The organism is Methylobrevis pamukkalensis (assembly GCF_001720135.1).
Lineage (GTDB): Bacteria > Pseudomonadota > Alphaproteobacteria > Rhizobiales > Pleomorphomonadaceae > Methylobrevis > Methylobrevis pamukkalensis.
The window spans coordinates 43,592-61,281 of sequence record NZ_MCRJ01000006.1; the positions used below are offsets into that span (position 1 = coordinate 43,592).

The window sequence follows — 17,690 nt, forward strand, 5'->3', positions numbered from 1 at the left end:
GCCATGACCACGGCCGATCCGATCGATGCGCTGAAGGCCCGCGTTGCGAGCCTCGACCCCGCCCGGCGCGAGACCCTGCGCCGCCAGCTCGAAGCCCGCGGCATCGCCTGGGACCGGGTCGCGCCGCCCGAGGCGGTGGCTCTTGCCGTGGCGACGGAGGCGGGGCGTCTGCCGCTGTCGCCGGCGCAGCGGCATTTCCGGATGCAGCAGCAGCTCGATCCGGCCTCGCCCGCCTTCCACATCGGCTTTGCCTGGCGCTTCCGGGGCCCGCTCGACGCGGACAGTCTGGAGGCCACGTTCCGCTACGTGATCGCCCGGCACGAGCCGCTGCGCACCGGCTTTCCGGTGGAAGACGGCGAGGCCTGCCAGTGCGTCGAGCCCGCCGTTCGCTTCGACCTCGGGCGGACGGATCTGTCGGCCGATCCGGACCGGCTCACGGACGCGATGCAGGTGGTGGTCGACCGTCCCTTCGACCTCGAATCGCCGCCGCTGCTGCGGGCCGTGCTGTTCCGGCTTGGCGACGAGGACCACGCCCTGGCGATCGCGATCCACCATATCGTCGCCGACGGCTGGTCGCGCGGCCTCCTGATGCGGGAACTGGCCGCCGGCTACCGGGCCATCCTCGCCGGCCGTGATCCGGCGCTGGCGCCGCTCGCCTCGAGCTGGAGCGCGCAGGTTCACGCCGAGGCCGCGCGGCTCGGCGGTCCGGATGCCGCACGGCAGAAGGCGTGGTGGGAGCGCCGGCTCGCCGATCTGGAGCCGCAGGAACTGCCGGCCGACCGGCCGCGGGCGGGGCTTGCCTCGAACGAGGCCGGCACGCTGCTGCGGCCGCTGCCCGAACCGCTCGCCGCCGCGGTGCGCGATCTCGCTCCCCGGCTCGGCACCACCACCTTCACCCTGCTGCTGGCCACCTTCCAGCTGCTCGTCCACCGCTATTGCGGCCAGCGCGACCTGTCGGTCTGCGTGCCGACCGCCGGGCGGCGCGATCCGCACGCGGCCGGGCTTGTCGGCCTGTTCGTCAACACGCTGGTGCTGCGCACGCAGCTTGCGCCCGGTCTCAGCTTTCGCGGCTGGCTCGACCGGGTCCGCGAGACGGTCGCCGACGCCTTCGAGCATCAGGAGCATCCGTTCGCGCAGGTGGTCGAGGCGCTCGGCATCCATCGCGACGCGGGCCAGAGCCCGCTGCTGCAACTGGTCTTCCAGGTGCAGACCGAGGGCTACCGCGCCCAGAATGCCGAGACGTTGGACTTCGGCGTGGCGGGTCTTGCGGTGACGCAGGAACTGCTGCCGCCGTCCGCCGCCAAGGCCGATCTCAGCTGGTATGTGATGGAGCGCGGCGAGGGAATGGCGATCGCCGCCGAATACCGCCGCGGCCTGTTCGACGCGGCGCGGATCGCGCGGATGGCCGATCATTTCGAACGGCTGCTGGCCGCCGTGGTGGCCGCGCCGGATGCGCCGCTGCCGGCGCTCGATCCGCTGTTGCCGGAGGAGAGGGCGGAGTTGATCGCGCGCGGACGCATCGAGACCCGGCCGCTGCCCCATGCCGGCGTGCACGACGCGATCGCCGCCGTGGCGGCGCGTGACCCGGTCGCGCCGGCGCTTGTCTGCGGCGGGCGGACCTGGCGCTACGGCGAACTTGAGGCCGCCGCCGACCGGCTGGCCCGCCACCTCCTGGCGCGGCCGGAACTCGGCCGGCCGGGCGCGCGCGTCGCCGTCTGCCTGCCGCGCAGCGCGATGACGGTGATCGCCTTTCTCGCGGTGCTGAAGGCCGGGGCGGTCTATGTGCCGCTCGACCCGAAACATCCGGCCGAGCGCATCGGCTACGTGCTGGAGGACGCCGACGCGGCGCTTCTGCTCCACGACGGCAGCCTGCCGCTGGCGGGGCCGGTCATGATCGACCCGGCCGCTTTCAAGGACGAGCCGCCCCCCGTCGCCCTGCCGCCGACCGATCCGCGCGGCGCGGCCTATCTGCTCTACACCAGCGGCAGCACCGGCCGGCCCAAGGGGGCCGTGATCGAGCACGCCGGCCTCATGAACCAGATGGTGGCGTTTGCGCGGCAACCCGGCATCGGACCCGGCGACCGGATGCTGGCGGTGACGACCGTCGCCTTCGACATCTCGATCCTCGAGATGCTGCTGCCGCTCGCCTCGGGCGCGACGGTGGTGCTGGTCGATCAGGACCTGCTTCTCTCGCCGGCCGATCTCGCCGAAACGCTGCGGGCCGAGCGGATCACCCACATGCAGGCGACGCCGGCCAGCTGGCGGATGCTGCTCGACAGCGGCTGGCCGGGCGACAGGGACCTCACCGCGATGATCGGCGGCGAGGCGCTCGACGGCCCGCTGGCGCGCCGGCTGCTGGAGCGGACCGGGTCGCTGTGGAACCTCTACGGGCCAACCGAGACGACGATATGGGCGAGCGCGCTGAAGATCGAGCCGCGCCATGCGCGGGCCGGCAAGGCGCCGATCGGCGACCCGATCGACAACATGCGCTTTCACCTGCTCGACGCGTATCTGGAGCCCGTGCCGGACGGCGTGCCGGGCGAGCTGTTCATCGGCGGCATCGGCGTCGGCCCCGGATACTGGCGCCGGCCGGAGCTGACGAGCGAGAAATTCGTGCCCGATCCCTATGCCTTGGGCGAGCCCGGCGCGCGGCTGTACCGCACCGGCGACGTGGTGGTGCGGCGGGTGGCGGGCGAGCTCGAGTTCGTCGGCCGCACCGATTTCCAGATCAAGCTGCGCGGCTACCGGATCGAGGTCGGCGAGATCGAGAGCCTGCTGCAGGACGATCCGGCCGTGGTGCAGGCGCTGGTGATCCTCGACGGCGCGCAGGAGCGGCTCGTCGCCTATTGCCGGACGGGGATTGCGCTCTCTGCGGCCGAGACGGGCGATCTGGAACGGGCGCTGCGACGTCGGCTCGCCGAGCGCCTGCCGCGTTACATGGTGCCGTCGGCCTTCGTGGTGATGACCGAGTTTCCGCTCAACACCAACGGCAAGGTCGACCGCAAGCGCCTGCCGGAGCCGGTGGTTCCGGAGGCGGCGGCGCAGGGCACGGCGCCGCGCACCGCGCGCGAGGCGGCGCTTCTGGCCATTTGGCGCGACGTGCTCGGCCGCGGCGACATCGGCGTCGACGACAACTTCTTTGATCTTGGCGGCGATTCCGTCGCCGGCATGCGCATCGTCGCCCGGGCGCGGGCACGCGGCCTGATGCTCGATCCCGCCGAGCTGTTCGAGCACCAGACGGTTGCCGCACAGGCGGAGGCCGCGCGGGAGGTGCCGGAGGCGGAGATGCCGGCCGGCGGGGCCGTGGCAAAGGTTGCGTCGTCGCCGAATGCCGGCCTCGATCAGTTGGTCTCCCGCCTCTCAGTCCGGCAGGGGGACGCCTGATGGGCGGGATCGTCGACGCCTTCGACCTGACGCCGACGCAGGCGGGCATGCTGTTCCACACGCTCGCCGCCCCGACGTCCGGCACCTATGTGCAGCAGGTCTCGTGCCGCTTCGACGGGCCGCTCGACGTCACTGCGTTTCGCGCCGCGTGGGCGGCGACGATCGCCCGCCACGGGGTGCTGCGCGGCGAATGCCATGTCGACGGGCTGGAACGGCCGGCGATGGTCATTCGCGCGGCCGTCGATGCCGAATGGCGGATCGAGGACTGGCGGGACCGTGAGGATGCGGCGCAGGTCGCGGGCTTCGACGCCTTGCTGGAGGAGGACCGCCAGCGCGGTTTCCGGCCCGACCAGGCGCCTCTGCTGCGCTTTGCCCTCCTGCGCGTCGGCGCGGACAGCCACCGCTTCGTCTGGAGTTACCATCACCTGCTGATGGACGGCTGGTGCGGATCGCTGCTGGTCCGCGAGGTGCTGGCGCACTATGCCGGCCGGCCTGCAGGACCGCCGCCGCCGCCGTTCCGCCGTCATGTGGAGTGGCTCGCCGCGCGCAATGAGGCCGAGGACCGGGCGTGGTGGCAGGCAAATCTCGCCGGGCTTTCCGGGCAGACGCCGCTCGGCATCGGCATCGAGGCCGGCGAGAAATCCGCGATGACCGCGTCCGGCACAGGGCAGGTTGCGGAGGTGCGGATGCGTCTCGACGCATCGCTGGCCGCGCGCCTCGGTGCGATGGCGCGGGCGGCGCGGATCACCTTCGGCACGCTGGTGCAGGGCGCGTTCGGCCTGCTGCTGGCACGCTATTCCGGCGAGGACGACGTGGTGTTCGGCCTTGCCCAGTCCGGCCGGCCGCCGGAGCTGGCGGGGGCCGAGGAGATGATCGGCCTGTTCCTCGTCACCGTGCCGGTGCGCATCGATGCCGCGCCGCATCTGCGGCTGACCGACTATCTGCGGGCGATCCAGTCGGCCGGCCCCGGCCGCCAGCGCCACGGCCACGCGGGGCTTGCCGCGATCCGGCGCTGGAGCGGGCTTGCCGGCAATGATCCCCTGTTTTCCAGCCTGCTGGTGATCGAGAACTATCCGCTGTCGATCACGCAGGCGGCGTCCGACGGGCCGCTCACGCTTGCCGACGCCGGAAGCTTCGAGCGCACCGACACGCCGCTCGTCGTCAAGGTTTTCCCCGGCACCGAGCCCGAGATCGCGGTCACGGTCGATCCGGCGCGGATCAGTGCGGAAGACGGGCGCCGCGTGCTCGCGCATCTGCGCACTGTCCTTTCCGCGATGGCCGACAATCCCGAGACGCGGCTCGGGGCAATCGAGGTGACGGACGAGGACGAGCGGGCAGGGCTGCTTGCGCTCGGCACGGGCCGGGAAATGCCGCCGGCTGCGCCCGTCCACGAGTGGATCCTCGGGGCCGCCGCCGCCTCGCCGGAGGCCGTGGCGATCGAAGTTCCCGGTGAGCTTTCGGATGGGCGCGAAACGCAGCGCCTCTCCTATGGCGAGCTCGTCGCCCGCTCGGCCGCCGTCGCCGCCGCGCTTCAGGCGCGCGGCGTCGGGCGCGGCGATGTGGTCGGCGTCTGCCTCGGCCGGCGTATCGATCTGGTGCCGGTGCTGATCGGCGTGCTGCGGGCGGGGGCGGCCTACGTGCCGCTCGATCCCGACTATCCCGCCGAACGGATTGCCCATGTGCTGGAGGATGCCGGCGTGACGCTGGTGATCGCCGAGCTGGCGCCGGACTGGAGCGCTCGGGCGCAACGATTCTCGACGTGGCCGAGGCGCGGGCGGGGAACAGCGCTGCCTTCCGGGCCGTCGCGGTGTCGCCAGCGGATACGGCCTATCTCATCTACACCAGCGGCAGCACCGGACGGCCGAAGGGCGTGCCGATCCGCCACGACAGCCTGTCCGGCTTTCTCCGGTCGATGATCCACCGACCCGGCCTTGCGGCCGGAGACCGGCTGCTGGCGGTGACGACGGTCGCCTTCGACATCGCGGCGCTGGAACTGTTCGGGCCGCTGGTCGTTGGCGGCACGGTGATCCTCGCCGACGCCGCGACGGTGCGCGACGGCGGTCGTCTCGCCGCGCTTGCCGCCGATGCCGGGGCCACGGTGATGCAGGCGACGCCGGCCGGCTGGCGGCTGCTGGTCGAGGCGGGCTGGCCGGGCGGGCCGGAGTTCCGCATCTTCTGCGGCGGCGAGGCGCTCGGCACCGACCTTGCCCGCGAGCTGCTTGCCCGCGGCCGGGAGGTCTGGAATCTCTATGGCCCGACCGAGACCGCGATCTGGTCCGCGGCGCTGAAGGTCGAGGCGGCGCATCTCGCCGGCTCTACGGTGCCGGTCGGCGGTGCGATCGACGGCACGCAGATCCGCGTCGTCGATCCGCGCGGCATGCCGGTGCCGCTCGGCGTGCCGGGAGAACTGGCGATCGGCGGGGTCGGCCTCAGCCCGGGCTACCGGCGCAAGCCCGCGCTGACGGCGGAGAAATTCGTGCCCGATCCCTGCGGCGGCATTACAGGCGCCGTGCTCTACCGCACCGGCGACCGGGTCCGCCTGCGTGGCGACGGCACCATCGCCTTCCTCGGCCGGCTCGACGGCCAGGTCAAGCTGCGCGGCCACCGGATCGAGACCGGCGAGATCGAGGCGAGGCTGGCGGCGCATCCGGGCATCGCCCAGGCAGTGGTGGTGGCCAGCGGCGAGGGCGCGTCCGCCCGGCTGGTCGCGGGTCTGCGCTGGCGGGAGGGGGTGACACCATCGACGCCGGACGAACTGCGCGCCCATCTGGCCGGCAGCCTGCCGGCCTACATGCTGCCGGCCGCCTATGTCCCCGTTCCGGCGTTTCCGCTGACGCCGAATGGCAAGATCGACCGCCGCGCTCTCGCACTCGCCGTCGGGCGGGAGCCCGTGGCGCGGCCCGCGGCCGACCTTCGCCTCGGCGAACCGGCGGCGGCCATCGCGGCGGTCTGGTGCGAGGTGCTCGGCCTCGGTCAGGTCGCCCTGTCCGACAATTTCTTCGATCTCGGCGGCCATTCGCTGCTGGCGATGGCGGTGCAGCGCCGCCTCAACGAGCGGCTCGGCCTCACGCTCGACGTGGTCGACATCTTCCGCTTTCCGACACTGGAGACGCTTGCCGGACGGGCCGCCGGGCTGATGACGGGGAGGGCGGAGGCGGCGGCCGCCGACACCGCTCAGGCCACGGGACGCGCGGCGTCGATCGTCGCCGGACGGGAGCGGCTCGCGGGCCGGCGGCTGGCGCGGTCCACGACGGCGCCGCGATGAGCGCAGAGGGCGGTGCGTCTGGCCCGGGAATAGCAGAGCGCCAGGCGCCGGCAAGTTCCCTGTTTCAGCTCAGCTTTCCGCTGTTCCTCCATTCGGTGGCGATGTTCGCGGTCGTTCTTCTCGACACGATGATCGTCAGCCACCACGCACTGGCCACCGCGGCGGCGGTGCAGGTGGCCAACCAGGTGGCGATGGTCGCCTTCGAGGTGTCGGCGCTCCTCGGCGTCGGGGCGGTGATCCTGATCGCCCACGCGCTCGGGCGCGGCGATGCGGCCGCGGCCCGCGAGATCGCGGCCGTTGCGGTTGCGGCCAACACGCTGCTCGGTGTCGCTGCCGGCCTGCTGCTGGCGGTGGCGGGGCCGCCGCTGGTGACGCTGCTCGACACGCCGGACGCGATTGCGGGCGAGGCCCAGACCTATCTGCGGGTCGTGGCCGCCGCCATGGGGTTCAACGGCTATGTGGTGGCTGCCACAGCCTGCCTGCGGGGCTTCGGCCGCAGCCGCACGGTGCTGGCCCTCGGCCTGTTCGCCGCCGTGTTCTATCTCGTCGCCGAACTGGTGCTGGTGCTCGGCGCCGGGCCGATCCCGGCGTTCGGCACCCTTGGCAGCGCGCTCGGCACGCTGGCGACGCGGGTGGCGGCGGCGCTGACGCTGGCGCTGGTGCTCCTGCGCGGGCTCGGTGTCGGTTTCGACCTTCACCTGTTTCGCCATGCCGGCCGGCGCCGGATTGCAGCGCAGCTGGTCTCGATCTCGCTGCCGAGCGTCGCCGACAACATCGCCTATGGCGGCTACCAGATCGTGCTGCTCGGCCTCGTCACCGGCCACGGCGTCGCCGCGGTGCTGGCCCGCGGCTACGTGATGATCGCGCTCGCCTTCCTGACGCTGGTGGTGATGGCGGTCAGCCATGGCAACGAGGTGCTGATCGGCTGGCTGCGGGGCGCGGGCGGCACGGGCACGGTGCAGGCGCGCGCGCTCCGCTCGGCCGCGATCGCGGCGATCGCGGCGACGGCGGTGGCAGCCTTGCTGCACGCGCTGGCCGGTCCGTTTCTCGGCCTCTTCACCGACGATCCCGCCGTTCACGCGCTGGGCCGCGAACTCCTGTTCCTGACGATCCTGCTGCAGCCGGGGTTCGCCGTGAACACCATCCTGTTCCACTCGTTGAAGGCGGTGGGCGACACGCGCTGGCCGGCTGTCGTCAGCCAGGCGACCACCTGGTGCGTGGGGCTGCCGCTGGCGGTGCTGCTCTCGTCCGTCCTCGGCTGCGGCGTTGCCGGCATCTGGTATGCTCTGATCCTCGAGGAGGCGCTGAAGGCGGTGTTCATGCTCCTGCGCTGGCAGGGGCGAAGCTGGCAGCGGCGGGTGCTGTTCGAGCCGACGTGAGGGGCGATGGGCCGGGACAAGGACAAGGACGGGGACGGGGACGGCGTGAGCGCAGGGACGGGCAGGGGTTCTGACGGGAGCTGTGGCGAGGCTGGCCCGCTGGCGCCGGGCGAGGTGCGGGTCTATGTCGTCGACGAGGCGGCGCCGGACCTGCACGAGCGTCTCGATGGCTGGCGGGGCCTGATGTCGGCCGAGGAGGCCGCGCGCTGGCAGCGCTTCCGCCTTGCCCATCTGCGTGATCGCCATCTTGCCGCCCGGGCGCTGGTTCGCGGTGTCCTGTCGCTGCACATGCCGCAGGTCGCGCCGCGCGACTGGCGCTTTTCGCAGACCGCTCACGGCAAGCCGGTTCTGGACGGCGAGACGGCCGGACGGATCGGCTTCAATCTCTCGCACACCGATGGCCGGCTGGTGCTGGCGGTGGCGCTGGCGCCCGCCGTCGGCGTGGACATCGAGCGGCGCGACCGCGAGGCCGAGATGCTCGATCTGGCCGACCGGTTCTTTGCGAGGGGCGAGGCCGCGGCGCTGCGCGCCCTGCCGCAGGCCGACCGGCGCCGGCGCTTCTTCGATCTCTGGACGCTGAAGGAGGCCTATATCAAGGCGCAGGGGCTCGGCCTGTCGCTGCCGCTGTCGTCCTTCGAGATCGACTTTCCGCAGGCGGAGGGACGGGAGGACGGCGACCCCGGCCGCCTCACGCTCCGGCTTCCGCAGGATGCCGCGCCGACGACCGCGTTGCCCGGCGGACCGGGCGACGCCCCGTGGCACCTCTGGTGCCTCGACGCCGGCGCCGACCACGCCCTCGCCCTCGCATTGTGCGGCGAGGATGACTGGCGGCCCCGACTGTTCACCGGCCTGCCGCCGGGGGATTTTCGCGAAACGGCGTGCCGGGTCCTGCGCCGCACGGCCCCCCTCGGGCAGGCCTCCCGCCCGCAGGAGGCGCGCCGGCGCGGGTCTCAGGCGGCGTCGGCCGCTGCCTTCAGCGACGACGGAAAGCCGTAGCTTTCAAGCCCGGTCTGCTCGCTGTGGACCGCCATGTCGAGGCTGCCGTCCGGGCGGCGGAAGACGTCGTAGACGACGCGGTCGATCACCGCATTGCCGGGGCCGAAGATCAGCACCTTCGGCTTCGTCGCGATCACGTCGTCGACCTCGCACAGGGTGCTGCCGGCGATGATCACCTCGTCGCCCTCCTGGCAGGTGCGGGCGGCGGCGCCGTTGAGCACGCAGCAGCGCGAGCCGGGCTCGCCGTAGAGCACATAGGTGGCGATTCGCGCCCCGGACATCTTGTTCCAGATCTCGACGAATTCCAGCGGCTTCAGCCCGACCTCGCGGCAGATGTCGCCGTCGATGGTGATCGAGCCGTGGTAGTCGAGCCGGGCGCCGGTGACGCGCATGCCATGCAGCTTGGCGCTGACGTATTTTTCCATCGCAGTTCCTCCTCGGGGATCTTCGGGCTCCGGATTTCCGGCCTCTGCCGGCGCGAGCCCTTCGGCCGCAGGTGCGGCGCAATGCGTTCGGGGCCTGCCGCTGGCGTTTGCTCCCGCTGATCGACGTTCGGTCCGCCCTGCAATTCAGCGCGTCCGGTCCGGCAGCCTCAGCCGTTGCGGCCGGGCTGCCGTGTCGCCGCGACACAGGCGGCCTCGCGCGGGAGAAGTTGGGATCGTTACAATTTGTGGCCGAAAAGAAACAGTTGCGGCTGAAGCAAGGCGAAAGGCAGGTTATTTATTGACTCTCATACTCATGAATCTATCGCTATTCATGTGTATGGGACTCATGTTTTGGAGGCTGGTATGGTTCGGGTAGGCAAGAGCGGCGCTGCGGCGGGCGCACGGATGTCTGGAGTTCTGATGGTCGCGGTGTCGACCCTCGGCCTGCTTGCCGCGACGACGGCCTTCGCGCAGGACGCCGCGCCGGCGACGGAGCCGACGAGCGAGGACGAGCTGTTCCTCGATCCGATCGTCATCTACGGCGCCCGTGACGCCAAGACCCTCGACGACACGGCGGCGAGCGTTGCCATCGTCAACGCCGAGGAGATCGAGGCCCGCGAGCTGCAGAGCTTCCGCGATGCGTTCCGCACCATGGCCAACGTGATCGACGCCGACTGGGTCGACGCCGGCTTCGTGATCCGCGGCGTCAATTCCGAAGGCCTCGTGCCGGGCGGCGCCCCGCTCTCCAGTTTCTACATCGACGGCGTGCAGCAGACGACCAACGGTGCCCGCCGCGGCGCCCGCGGCCTGTGGGATGTGGAGCAGGTCGAGGTCTACCGCGGTCCGCAGTCGACGCTGTCGGGCCGCGCCGCGCTGGCGGGTGCCGTCTACATGAAGACCAAGGATCCGGAGTTCGAGCGCAAGTTTTCGGCGCAGACCGGCATCAGCACCGATGGTGGCCGCGAGGGCGCCTTCATGGCCAACCTGCCGATCGTCGCCGACCAGGTCGCGCTGCGCATGTCGGCCGAATATGCGCGCGAGGACAGCGCGATCAACTATCCGACCTACACGGGCTATGCCGGCTACGACACGCTGGTCGAGGATGAATATTACCAGATCCGCGGCAAGCTGCTGGTCACCCCGGAATCGATGCCCGACACCCGGGCGCTGATCAGCTATTCCTTCAGCCACGATTCGCCCGCGATCGACGACATCGCCGGCCCGGGCCTCGGCTTCGACTTCGACGACGAGCGCGGCGACTTCAACCTGCCGGTCTTCGCCGAGGCGCGCGAGAACGACGTCCACAACGTGGCCGCCGAGATCACCCACGACATCTCCGACGCGCTGACCTTCACCTCACTGTCCGCGCTGTCCTACAGCGACCAGGTGCGCGACTCGATCAACAACGGTACGGCGGGCGAGACCAACATTCTCGACGGCGACCAGCAGCAGACGCTGGCGACCCAGGAGTTCCGCCTCAACTATGCGGAAGGCCGCTGGAGCGGCGTCGGCGGCGTCTATGCCGCCTACGAGGACGACTCCAACCAGTTCGAGCGGCCGGATTATTTCGGTTTTCACGACATCAGCAAGAACACGTCGGAGACGATCAATCTCGCGCTCTTCGGCGAGGCCACCTACGAGGTGATCCCGACCTGGAAGCTGACCGCCGGCGGCCGGCTCGACTGGACCCAGAAAGACAGCACCGCCTTCTTCAGGCGTGACGACGATATCAGAACCGACGGCGCCTATGAGCATGACGAGCTGGTGTTCCTGCCGAAGATCGGCCTGTCCAAGGACCTGACCGAGACCCAGACCGTGGGCGCCACCATTTCGCGCGGTTTCCGCTCGGGCGGATCGTCGGTCGTCAATTCCACCGGCGAGCCTTACAGCTACGACCCGGAACTCACCTGGAACTACGAGCTGTTCTACAAGGCGCGGCTTCTGGAGAACAAGCTGACCCTTGGCGCCAACGTCTTCTATCAGGACTGGACCGACCAGCAGCTTCAGGTGGAAACCATTCCGGACGATGGTCTCTCCGACAAGACCATCAACGCAGGAAATTCGACGTCCTATGGTTTCGAGCTCAATGCCGACTACGCCTGGTCGCCGGCCTTCAGCACCTTCATCGCGGTCGGGTATCTCAACAGTGAGATCGAGGACTACAGTGACGCCTCTCTCGGCGACCTCAGCGGCCTGCCGTTCCCCGAAGCGCCGGAGTGGACCATCGCCTTCGGCGCCCGCTACACCCACGAGAGCGGCTTCTATGTCGGCGGCGATGCGAAATACACCTCCGAGTATCTCGCCCGCTTCGGCACCGACCCGCAGGACTATCTCGACGGCTACTTCGTCACCAACTTCCAGGCCGGCTACAAGACCGAGCGCTGGGAGCTGAGCGCCTATGTCGAAAATGCCTTCGACGAGAAGTATTTCACCTACATCGATGACGATGTCGCCGCGACGCTGGGCGACGGCCGCGAATTCGGCCTGCGCCTGAAGGCGACCTTCTGACCGGAAGACAGGAACGGACAAGAGAAAAGGGTCGGGCATTGCCCGGCCCTTTTCCGTTGGGGAGCGGAGATGCGCGCCGCGCGCGCCTGATCCGACGCCCCGGCTCTTGCCATGTGCGTGGCAAACGAGGGACAAGCGGGGCAGACGACAGGACTGCGGACAGACATGACCCATGACGATACCCGGAGCGGCACTCAGCCCCGCTACGGCAACCACCGCTTCGGCATCGCTCCGATGATGGACTGGACGGGTTTGTCAGATTATGCGCGTGATATCAATTTGTTAGCCGCTTCATGTTCGATTGTTGTAGAAAAGTCATAAAAGAAAAGCCGTCTGGAGGCGGCTTCTTTGGGGGTGATGTGGCGGTGTTAAATGGGCTTTAGCCGGCCAGTGCCTTCGCCTCCTTCTGGGCTGTCGCCCTGCGGCGGTCGATGTAGTCGGCGAGGTCCTGGACGTGGACGCCTCTCGCTGCTTTCTGGCTGTCCTCGGCTCTCGTCACCGGAAGGTCGATTTCGCCGGCGGCGATCTTGCGCAGGAATTTGGGGAGCGTGAGGTGCTCGAAATAGTCCCGGCAGACGACGTCGATCGGGATGACCACCCGGCCGTCGTATTGCGCCATCAGCAGGAACAGCGTCTTCATCGCCTCACCCCCTGCACCAGTTGACCTTGCGCCCCGGCCAGTCCCTCGCCAGGCCGCGCCGGACCATCTCCGCGCCCACGTCCTGCCCGGCCACGCTGACGCGGGCCAGCGTGCGGCCGTAGCGGTCGCGGCTCGTTCGGGTGAGGGTGAGCAGGCCGGATCCGAGGATCCGGGCCAGCGCGGCGGTGGCGGCGGCGGCGAGGTGGCGTTCCGCGTCGCAGGCCGGGTGGCTGGCCTCCGGCGCGTCGATGTCGGCGAGGCGGATCTTTTCGCCCGCAAGCCACAAGGTGTCGCCGTCGACCACGCAGGCGGCGGACGGCTGGCCGCGCCGGCAGACCGGCCACGGCTCTGCCTGGGCCGGCAGGGCTATTGCGAGGGCGGCGAGGAGGATCAGGAAGCGTCGCATTCCGAAGCCTCCTCGTTGGCGAGGGGGATCGCAAGACCGTTCCGGCCCTCCGCCGCCCCACCGCGCACGTGCTCGATCGCCTTGTCCGCCGGCGCGGTGCGCCAGTCGGGCCATGTGCGGCCCTCGTTGATGGTCTGCTTGGCGAGGATGCCGCCCGCGATGCCTTCCGGGGTCAGGCCGGCGCGCCAGGCGCCGTCGAGGGCGAGGAGGATCACGTCGATCCACTCCTTCGCGTCGGCCGGGTCGGCCTCGATCTCGGCAAGCTCCTTGCGGATGTGGTCGCAGACGCCGGCGGTGCGCGGGCCGGGACCGAAGGTGCGCTCGGAAAAGGCGCGCTGGCGGTGCAGGTGCTGGATCAGGTCGAAGGTGGTCATCGGGTCTCCCTTGCCCGGCGGCGGCCGGGGTGCGCGGGGTGAGGCGGCGTCAGAAGCCCCGTTCGTCGGGCTCGCGGGGTGTGTGGCCGGGTCGTAGGTGTGAAACCTGCATCGCGTGGCCGTTTTCCCAGACCCGGTACATCGGCTGATCCTTCGACGTGTGCTGAACGTCGGCCGCGTCGATGTCGTCGAGGGTCACGTCGAACGGGTCTTCGATCATCTTCTTGGCCTCCGCCTCGGCAAGCGCCTTCGCCTCCTCGATGCTGTCGGCCTGCAGGCTGACGCGGATGGTGGCGCGGATTTCGATCACGGCCGTGTAATCACGCGGGCGCTCGTTGACGGAAAACAGGGCGGGGTCGGGCGTGTCGGTCATCGGTCATATCCTCTCAGAAAAGCGAAAGCTGTTGCGGGGCGATCCGCGCGGCGGGTGGTGGTGGCGGCGGCTGGGCGGCCGGGTGAGGATCCTCGGCGTCGGCCTCCGCCCGGAACCCCGCCCGGAGATCTGCGGCGAGGCCGGCCGGGGCCAAGGCGATCACGAGGCTGGCGGGCCAGCTGGTGACGACGGTGTCGCCCGGCGCACGGCCGGTGATGCCGTGGCGGTCGGCCTGCTCGACGTGGATCGGGCGCGGCGGGCTGTCGCGGCAGTCGGTCACCATCACGACGTCGCCGGGGCGCACCGCGAACGGCAGGGCGTGGTGGCGCAGCGGCGTCGGCCAGCCGTCGATCACCCGGCGCGGCGCGGCCGGTTCGGGCGCTGCGGTTTCCGATCCGGCTGCGCCGGTTGACGGATCGAACTTCCCGGTTGACGGATCGGCCGGCGGGGTTGTCCCTCCCGCCGACAGGATGGACGCCAGCGGCACGATCCGCACCCGGCCGGGCAGCGGCCCGTCGATCTCGATCGCGGTGATCGCCGCCGCATCCCACGTCCCGCCGACGGTGATCCGCCGCGCCTCGCCGTCCAGCGTGGCGGCCGTCTCGGCGCCGAAGCGGCGCATCGCGTTGGTGGTGACGGCGGGGCGGATCATCAGAGCAGGCTCCCCTGCCGGGTTTCGTCGCGCGCCCGCTTTGCCCGGGTCGCCGGCGTCACCTGCGGGTCGATCAGGTCGGCGGCGATCACGCCGATGATGCAGCCGCCGAGGCGCACCGGCAGGCTGCGCACGCCGCTGCCGCGGCTGTCGCAGATCTTCCGCACCGGGCCGTCGACGATGCCCTCGCGAATGCCGTCGCGGCCGAAGCGGAAGGTCACCTTCGTGGCGGGTGCAAGGTCGGCGAGGTCGGCGACGCGGCGCGGGGCGGCCGGCAGGGCGGCAAGGGCGCGGGTCACTGCAGCCTCCTCGGTTCGGGCGGAACCTGGCCGGCCTTGCGCAGGGCCTCCAGCACGAAGCTCATGTTGTCGAGGGCGATCTGCTGGGCTTCCTCGCAGACCTCCGCGGTGAGCGCGGCCACGAACTCCGGCCCCTTCACCGCCGCCACCTGCGCCACGCAGCAGGCGATGTTGTGGGTGAGCGCGGCGATGACCGGGCGGGCGCCGTGGCCGGCGATCGCCTTCTGGATCTCCTCGTGCAGCTCCTGCGCCTCGGCGCACTCGGCGGGGGAAAGGTCCATGGCGTTCACGTCATCCCGAGGGCGGAGAGGTAGAGCTCGAGGATGGCTTCCTCCTCCTCGATGTCCTTCGGGTCCTTGGCGCGCCGCTTGACGATTTCGCGGATCGCCTTGACGTCGAAGCCGCGGCCCTTGGCCTCGGCGTAGACGTCGCGCACGTCGTCGGCGATCGCCTTCTTCTCTTCCTCGAGGCGCTCGATCCGCTCGATGAACTGTTTCAGCTCCTCGGCGGCAACGCCGGTTTCTGCGATGTCGGTGGTCATGATGGTCTCCTGAGATAGCTCTGCGTGAGCACGTCAATCTCCAGCTGGAGGTTGCGGTAGAGACCCATCCAGTGGTGTTCGGCCTCGTCGGCCGGCCAGGCGCCGGTGAAGTCCACGGGCGCGGGAATACCGCCGTTGGCCTGCCAGGCGATGTCGCTGCGACCGAGAAAGGTGCGGCGCTCGAATTCGAGCATCGCTTCGTCCATGTCGCGGACCAGCCGGCCCCGCGCGGTCTGCGCGTCAATTCCGGCGGCGGCGAAGATCGCCGCGTCAAGCCAGCTTTTGATCCTGTTGAGCGCAGTCCTAGCGCCTGACGGACGGCCGCCCACGAGGTCGATCGCCTCCATTGCTGGTCGCGTCAGGTCGCCGAGGTAGGCCTCGTGCGCGTCGTGCAGCAGGAAGGCGAGGGCGATCTTCGGCGAGGCTTCCCGCAGCAGCTCCGCACCGTGGCAGCAGTGCTGCGCCACCGAATAGGCGTGGCCGTTGGCGCCGCGGGCGTGGCCGTTGAAGCGCGGAATGCGGGCCAGCGCCGGGGCGATATCGCCCTCGATGTCGATCATGTCGGCGCGCGGGTCGAGCAGGTCGACGGCGCGGCCGGTGGCGGTCTGGATGAAGATGTGCGGCACGGGTGCTGCCTTTCGTGGGTGGTCCGCCTGCGCAGACCATGACAATCGAGGGGCTGCCCGATCAGGCGATGCGGCGGGCCTTTTCGCGGGCGGTCTGGCGCGCGAGGTAGGCGCCGGCGGCCTCGCCGATCAGCGCCTCGGCGCGATCGCGCGGGATGCCGGCGCGGGCGAAATCGTCCAGCGTGGTCGGCCGGCCGGCGTCGGTCGCCTCGCCGATGATGGCGATCATCCTGTCGGTGATCTCGCGTCGGTCAGCGGCCGGGCAGGCGGCGTGTTCGGCGGGCGGCGGGCGGGGAGCAGCAGGTTCACGGGCATGGGGTTCGGGGCCTTTCAGGTTGGGGAGGTGGTCAGCCTTCGGAAAGCTCGCGGTCCTTGTCGGCGGCAAAGCGCCGGAAGGCGTCGCGCAGCAGGAGGAGGGCGAGCGGGATGAGGGCGAGGGCGAGGGTCATTTCCGTTCGCCTGCGCTGAAGATCCCGATGGCGACGATCGACATCGCGATGGCGCCGAGGAACATGCCGATGTAGCTGCCGCCATCGGCCCGCAGCGCGCCGGCCTGCATCATCCAGTCGTAGGCGGCGGCCTGCGCGAGGCAGCCGAGCGGAAAGGTGATCCAGCGCCGGGTCATCGTGCGGCCCTCCCGGCGCGGGACATGCCGGCGATCAACAGCACGCTGTGCCACGCCTGTTCGGCATGGGCGATGGCGATGCCGGCGATGCGCTCGGCCTCGTCGCGGCTCATGCCCGGGTTCTCGCTCTGGAAACCGGCGACGATCTCCACGCGGCGCGAGCGATGGTAGGCGGCGAAGACGAGGAATTTCGCGAGGAGGGACGCCTGGGGGATCATCGTGCGGCCTCCGACATCGCGTAGACGAAGGGGAAGCGCCGATCATCAGCGCGGTGGAGAGGGCGATGATCGCCGTCTCGAGGTGGTAGGGGAGCCAGCGCGGGCGCATCAGCGTTTGCCGATCGGCTTGAGTGCGACCCGGCGGCTGGCGTCGATCTGCTTTGCCAGACGGGACGGCGTGAACTGGCGCGCCTGGGTCTCGGCCTCGATCTCGGCGCGGCGGGCGGCCATCGCCCGGGTCTCGGCCTCGGCGGCGTCCTGCCGGCGGCGCAGCGCGGCGAGCGGGCCGGAGAGGATCGCCAGCAGGCCGAGGGCAAGGTTGCTGGCAATCGCCAGCGCCGCCAGTCCCTGCGGCACGGGCACGGATTGGGTCAGGATTTCGACGAGGGTCATGGACGGGGCTCCGTTCGGGCATCCGGTGCTGCCGGCGGATGACGCCGGCAGGGCGGGAGGTTCGGGGTCAGGCCGTGATGTGCCGCACGGCGCGCATCACCGCGTCCTCGGCGTGGGTGTTGGCGAGCGAGAGATTGCGGGAGACGAAGCTGTCGCCGGCCGGGTTGGTGCCGCCGATCTCGTGCAGCTTGGCGATGAACGCCGCGCCGAGGTCCTTGATGGACTGCATCTGCAACTTCTCGGCCTCGCTGAGGACGCGGTAGGTGTGGCGCACCGCGTTGTTGGCGATGCGGTCGTCGCCGGTGCTGGAAACGTGGGTCGGCGCGTCGTCGTCGGGGTCGAGGTCGTAGTGCGCCTGCGCATCCTCGGCGCGGCGGATTGCGTCCAGAAGGTCGCGGGCCTCTTCGGTGTCGTCGTCATCGGCAAACTGCAGAACGATGATCTTCATGGCGGGGCTCGGGAAAAGGCCCCGGCCGAAGCCGGGGCGAAGTGCAAACAGGGGAGACTTCAATCGCGTGTGTGTTGGTCAGGTCATCGGTCGCTCCTGCGTTGCCGTGCGGCGAAAGGCTCGGCGCTCCCCGGGTCG

At 70.5% G+C, this 17,690-nt stretch carries 21 protein-coding genes; 6 read left to right on the plus strand and 15 right to left on the minus strand.

Going from position 1 to position 17,690, the window contains the following annotated elements:
• Window positions 1-3 precede the first annotated feature (3 nt).
• From A6302_RS02075 to A6302_RS02090, 5 genes are read left to right on the plus strand one after another with little or no spacing between them, the layout of a single operon-like run.
• On the plus strand, window positions 4-3,384 hold the full coding sequence (locus tag A6302_RS02075) for a non-ribosomal peptide synthetase (RefSeq protein ID WP_069305648.1): 3,381 nt from the start codon (window positions 4-6) through the stop codon (window positions 3,382-3,384).
• Window positions 3,384-5,300 (plus strand): condensation domain-containing protein, encoded by a 1,917-nt coding sequence (locus tag A6302_RS02080; RefSeq protein WP_069305649.1) that lies wholly within the window; start codon window positions 3,384-3,386, stop codon window positions 5,298-5,300. Before A6302_RS02075 ends, A6302_RS02080 begins: the two co-directional genes overlap by 1 nt.
• Window positions 5,192-6,649, plus strand: a complete 1,458-nt coding sequence (locus A6302_RS20920; RefSeq protein WP_141703366.1) for a non-ribosomal peptide synthetase — start codon at window positions 5,192-5,194, stop codon at window positions 6,647-6,649. The genes A6302_RS02080 and A6302_RS20920 overlap by 109 nt, the downstream gene beginning before the upstream one ends.
• Window positions 6,646-8,028 (plus strand): MATE family efflux transporter, encoded by a 1,383-nt coding sequence (locus A6302_RS02085; protein WP_083255423.1) that lies wholly within the window; start codon window positions 6,646-6,648, stop codon window positions 8,026-8,028. The genes A6302_RS20920 and A6302_RS02085 overlap by 4 nt, the downstream gene beginning before the upstream one ends.
• A gap of 45 nt (window positions 8,029-8,073) precedes the next feature.
• Entirely contained in the window at window positions 8,074-9,024 is a 951-nt protein-coding gene (locus A6302_RS02090) for a 4'-phosphopantetheinyl transferase family protein (protein ID WP_169833474.1), read from the plus strand.
• Here A6302_RS02090 and A6302_RS02095 read toward each other — a convergent pair.
• Complete coding sequence (locus A6302_RS02095) at window positions 8,979-9,449, minus strand: aspartate 1-decarboxylase (protein WP_069305652.1); 471 nt, start codon at window positions 9,447-9,449, stop codon at window positions 8,979-8,981. The genes A6302_RS02090 and A6302_RS02095 overlap by 46 nt on opposite strands.
• Before the next feature lie 420 nt (window positions 9,450-9,869).
• On the opposite strand from A6302_RS02095, the gene A6302_RS02100 reads away from it, so the two are divergent.
• Window positions 9,870-11,957, plus strand: coding sequence for a TonB-dependent receptor (locus A6302_RS02100; protein ID WP_069305653.1), 2,088 nt, complete (start codon window positions 9,870-9,872; stop codon window positions 11,955-11,957).
• 379 nt (window positions 11,958-12,336) lie between these two features.
• On the opposite strand, the gene A6302_RS02105 is transcribed toward A6302_RS02100, so the two are convergent.
• The 14 genes from A6302_RS02105 to A6302_RS02165 all read right to left on the minus strand — a co-directional run bounded on the left by A6302_RS02105 (window position 12,337) and on the right by A6302_RS02165 (window position 17,552).
• Window positions 12,337-12,597 (minus strand): pyocin activator PrtN family protein, encoded by a 261-nt coding sequence (locus A6302_RS02105; RefSeq protein WP_069305654.1) that lies wholly within the window; start codon window positions 12,595-12,597, stop codon window positions 12,337-12,339.
• Window positions 12,598-12,601: 4 nt separating this feature from the next.
• Window positions 12,602-13,003 carry a thermonuclease family protein gene (locus A6302_RS02110; RefSeq protein WP_069305655.1) on the minus strand — a complete coding sequence of 134 codons (402 nt, stop codon included), beginning with the start codon at window positions 13,001-13,003 and terminating at the stop codon, window positions 12,602-12,604.
• A complete protein-coding gene (locus A6302_RS02115) occupies window positions 12,988-13,377 on the minus strand; it encodes a dATP/dGTP pyrophosphohydrolase domain-containing protein (protein WP_083255425.1) in 390 nt (129 codons plus the stop codon). The genes A6302_RS02110 and A6302_RS02115 overlap by 16 nt, the downstream gene beginning before the upstream one ends.
• Window positions 13,378-13,426: 49 nt before the next feature.
• Window positions 13,427-13,750, minus strand: coding sequence for a hypothetical protein (locus A6302_RS02120; RefSeq protein WP_069305656.1), 324 nt, complete (start codon window positions 13,748-13,750; stop codon window positions 13,427-13,429).
• A gap of 13 nt (window positions 13,751-13,763) precedes the next feature.
• Entirely contained in the window at window positions 13,764-14,402 is a 639-nt protein-coding gene (locus tag A6302_RS02125) for a hypothetical protein (protein WP_069305657.1), read from the minus strand.
• Window positions 14,402-14,701, minus strand: a complete 300-nt coding sequence (locus A6302_RS02130; protein WP_069305658.1) for a hypothetical protein — start codon at window positions 14,699-14,701, stop codon at window positions 14,402-14,404. The genes A6302_RS02125 and A6302_RS02130 overlap by 1 nt, the downstream gene beginning before the upstream one ends.
• Window positions 14,698-14,982 (minus strand): hypothetical protein, encoded by a 285-nt coding sequence (locus tag A6302_RS02135; RefSeq protein ID WP_069305659.1) that lies wholly within the window; start codon window positions 14,980-14,982, stop codon window positions 14,698-14,700. The genes A6302_RS02130 and A6302_RS02135 overlap by 4 nt, the downstream gene beginning before the upstream one ends.
• 5 nt (window positions 14,983-14,987) lie before the next feature.
• On the minus strand, window positions 14,988-15,242 hold the full coding sequence (locus A6302_RS02140) for a DUF2312 domain-containing protein (protein ID WP_210183243.1): 255 nt from the start codon (window positions 15,240-15,242) through the stop codon (window positions 14,988-14,990).
• A complete protein-coding gene (locus A6302_RS02145) occupies window positions 15,239-15,868 on the minus strand; it encodes a hypothetical protein (RefSeq protein ID WP_069305660.1) in 630 nt (209 codons plus the stop codon). Before A6302_RS02145 ends, A6302_RS02140 begins: the two co-directional genes overlap by 4 nt.
• Before the next feature lie 61 nt (window positions 15,869-15,929).
• A complete protein-coding gene (locus A6302_RS22600) occupies window positions 15,930-16,097 on the minus strand; it encodes a hypothetical protein (protein WP_169833475.1) in 168 nt (55 codons plus the stop codon).
• 216 nt (window positions 16,098-16,313) lie between these two features.
• A complete protein-coding gene (locus A6302_RS02150) occupies window positions 16,314-16,493 on the minus strand; it encodes a hypothetical protein (RefSeq protein ID WP_069305661.1) in 180 nt (59 codons plus the stop codon).
• On the minus strand, window positions 16,490-16,711 hold the full coding sequence (locus tag A6302_RS02155; RefSeq protein ID WP_069305662.1) for a hypothetical protein: 222 nt from the start codon (window positions 16,709-16,711) through the stop codon (window positions 16,490-16,492). The genes A6302_RS02150 and A6302_RS02155 overlap by 4 nt, the downstream gene beginning before the upstream one ends.
• A 108-nt stretch (window positions 16,712-16,819) precedes the next feature.
• Window positions 16,820-17,104 (minus strand): hypothetical protein, encoded by a 285-nt coding sequence (locus tag A6302_RS02160; protein ID WP_069305663.1) that lies wholly within the window; start codon window positions 17,102-17,104, stop codon window positions 16,820-16,822.
• Between the two features lie 67 nt (window positions 17,105-17,171).
• Window positions 17,172-17,552 carry an Acb2/Tad1 domain-containing protein gene (locus A6302_RS02165; protein ID WP_245293869.1) on the minus strand — a complete coding sequence of 127 codons (381 nt, stop codon included), beginning with the start codon at window positions 17,550-17,552 and terminating at the stop codon, window positions 17,172-17,174.
• Window positions 17,553-17,690: the final 138 nt, after the last annotated feature.

Bases quoted from the DNA above. Each gene is read 5' to 3' on its own strand.
- A6302_RS02125 (WP_069305657.1), bottom strand. From the start codon at position 14,402: ATGATCCGCCCCGCCGTCACCACCAACGCGATGCGCCGCTTCGGCGCC.
- A6302_RS02080 (WP_069305649.1), top strand. From the start codon at position 3,384: ATGGGCGGGATCGTCGACGCCTTCGACCTGACGCCGACGCAGGCGGGC.
- A6302_RS02165 (WP_245293869.1), bottom strand. From the start codon at position 17,552: ATGAAGATCATCGTTCTGCAGTTTGCCGATGACGACGACACCGAAGAG.
- A6302_RS02110 (WP_069305655.1), bottom strand. From the start codon at position 13,003: ATGCGACGCTTCCTGATCCTCCTCGCCGCCCTCGCAATAGCCCTGCCG.
- A6302_RS02095 (WP_069305652.1), bottom strand. From the start codon at position 9,449: ATGGAAAAATACGTCAGCGCCAAGCTGCATGGCATGCGCGTCACCGGC.
- A6302_RS02135 (WP_069305659.1), bottom strand. From the start codon at position 14,982: ATGGACCTTTCCCCCGCCGAGTGCGCCGAGGCGCAGGAGCTGCACGAG.
- A6302_RS02115 (WP_083255425.1), bottom strand. From the start codon at position 13,377: ATGACCACCTTCGACCTGATCCAGCACCTGCACCGCCAGCGCGCCTTT.
- A6302_RS02085 (WP_083255423.1), top strand. From the start codon at position 6,646: ATGAGCGCAGAGGGCGGTGCGTCTGGCCCGGGAATAGCAGAGCGCCAG.
- A6302_RS02160 (WP_069305663.1), bottom strand. From the start codon at position 17,104: ATGACCCTCGTCGAAATCCTGACCCAATCCGTGCCCGTGCCGCAGGGA.
- A6302_RS02105 (WP_069305654.1), bottom strand. From the start codon at position 12,597: ATGAAGACGCTGTTCCTGCTGATGGCGCAATACGACGGCCGGGTGGTC.
- A6302_RS02075 (WP_069305648.1), top strand. From the start codon at position 4: ATGACCACGGCCGATCCGATCGATGCGCTGAAGGCCCGCGTTGCGAGC.
- A6302_RS02100 (WP_069305653.1), top strand. From the start codon at position 9,870: ATGGTCGCGGTGTCGACCCTCGGCCTGCTTGCCGCGACGACGGCCTTC.
- A6302_RS02140 (WP_210183243.1), bottom strand. From the start codon at position 15,242: ATGACCACCGACATCGCAGAAACCGGCGTTGCCGCCGAGGAGCTGAAA.
- A6302_RS02150 (WP_069305661.1), bottom strand. From the start codon at position 16,493: ATGACCCGGCGCTGGATCACCTTTCCGCTCGGCTGCCTCGCGCAGGCC.
- A6302_RS02155 (WP_069305662.1), bottom strand. From the start codon at position 16,711: ATGATCCCCCAGGCGTCCCTCCTCGCGAAATTCCTCGTCTTCGCCGCC.
- A6302_RS02120 (WP_069305656.1), bottom strand. From the start codon at position 13,750: ATGACCGACACGCCCGACCCCGCCCTGTTTTCCGTCAACGAGCGCCCG.
- A6302_RS22600 (WP_169833475.1), bottom strand. From the start codon at position 16,097: ATGATCGCCATCATCGGCGAGGCGACCGACGCCGGCCGGCCGACCACG.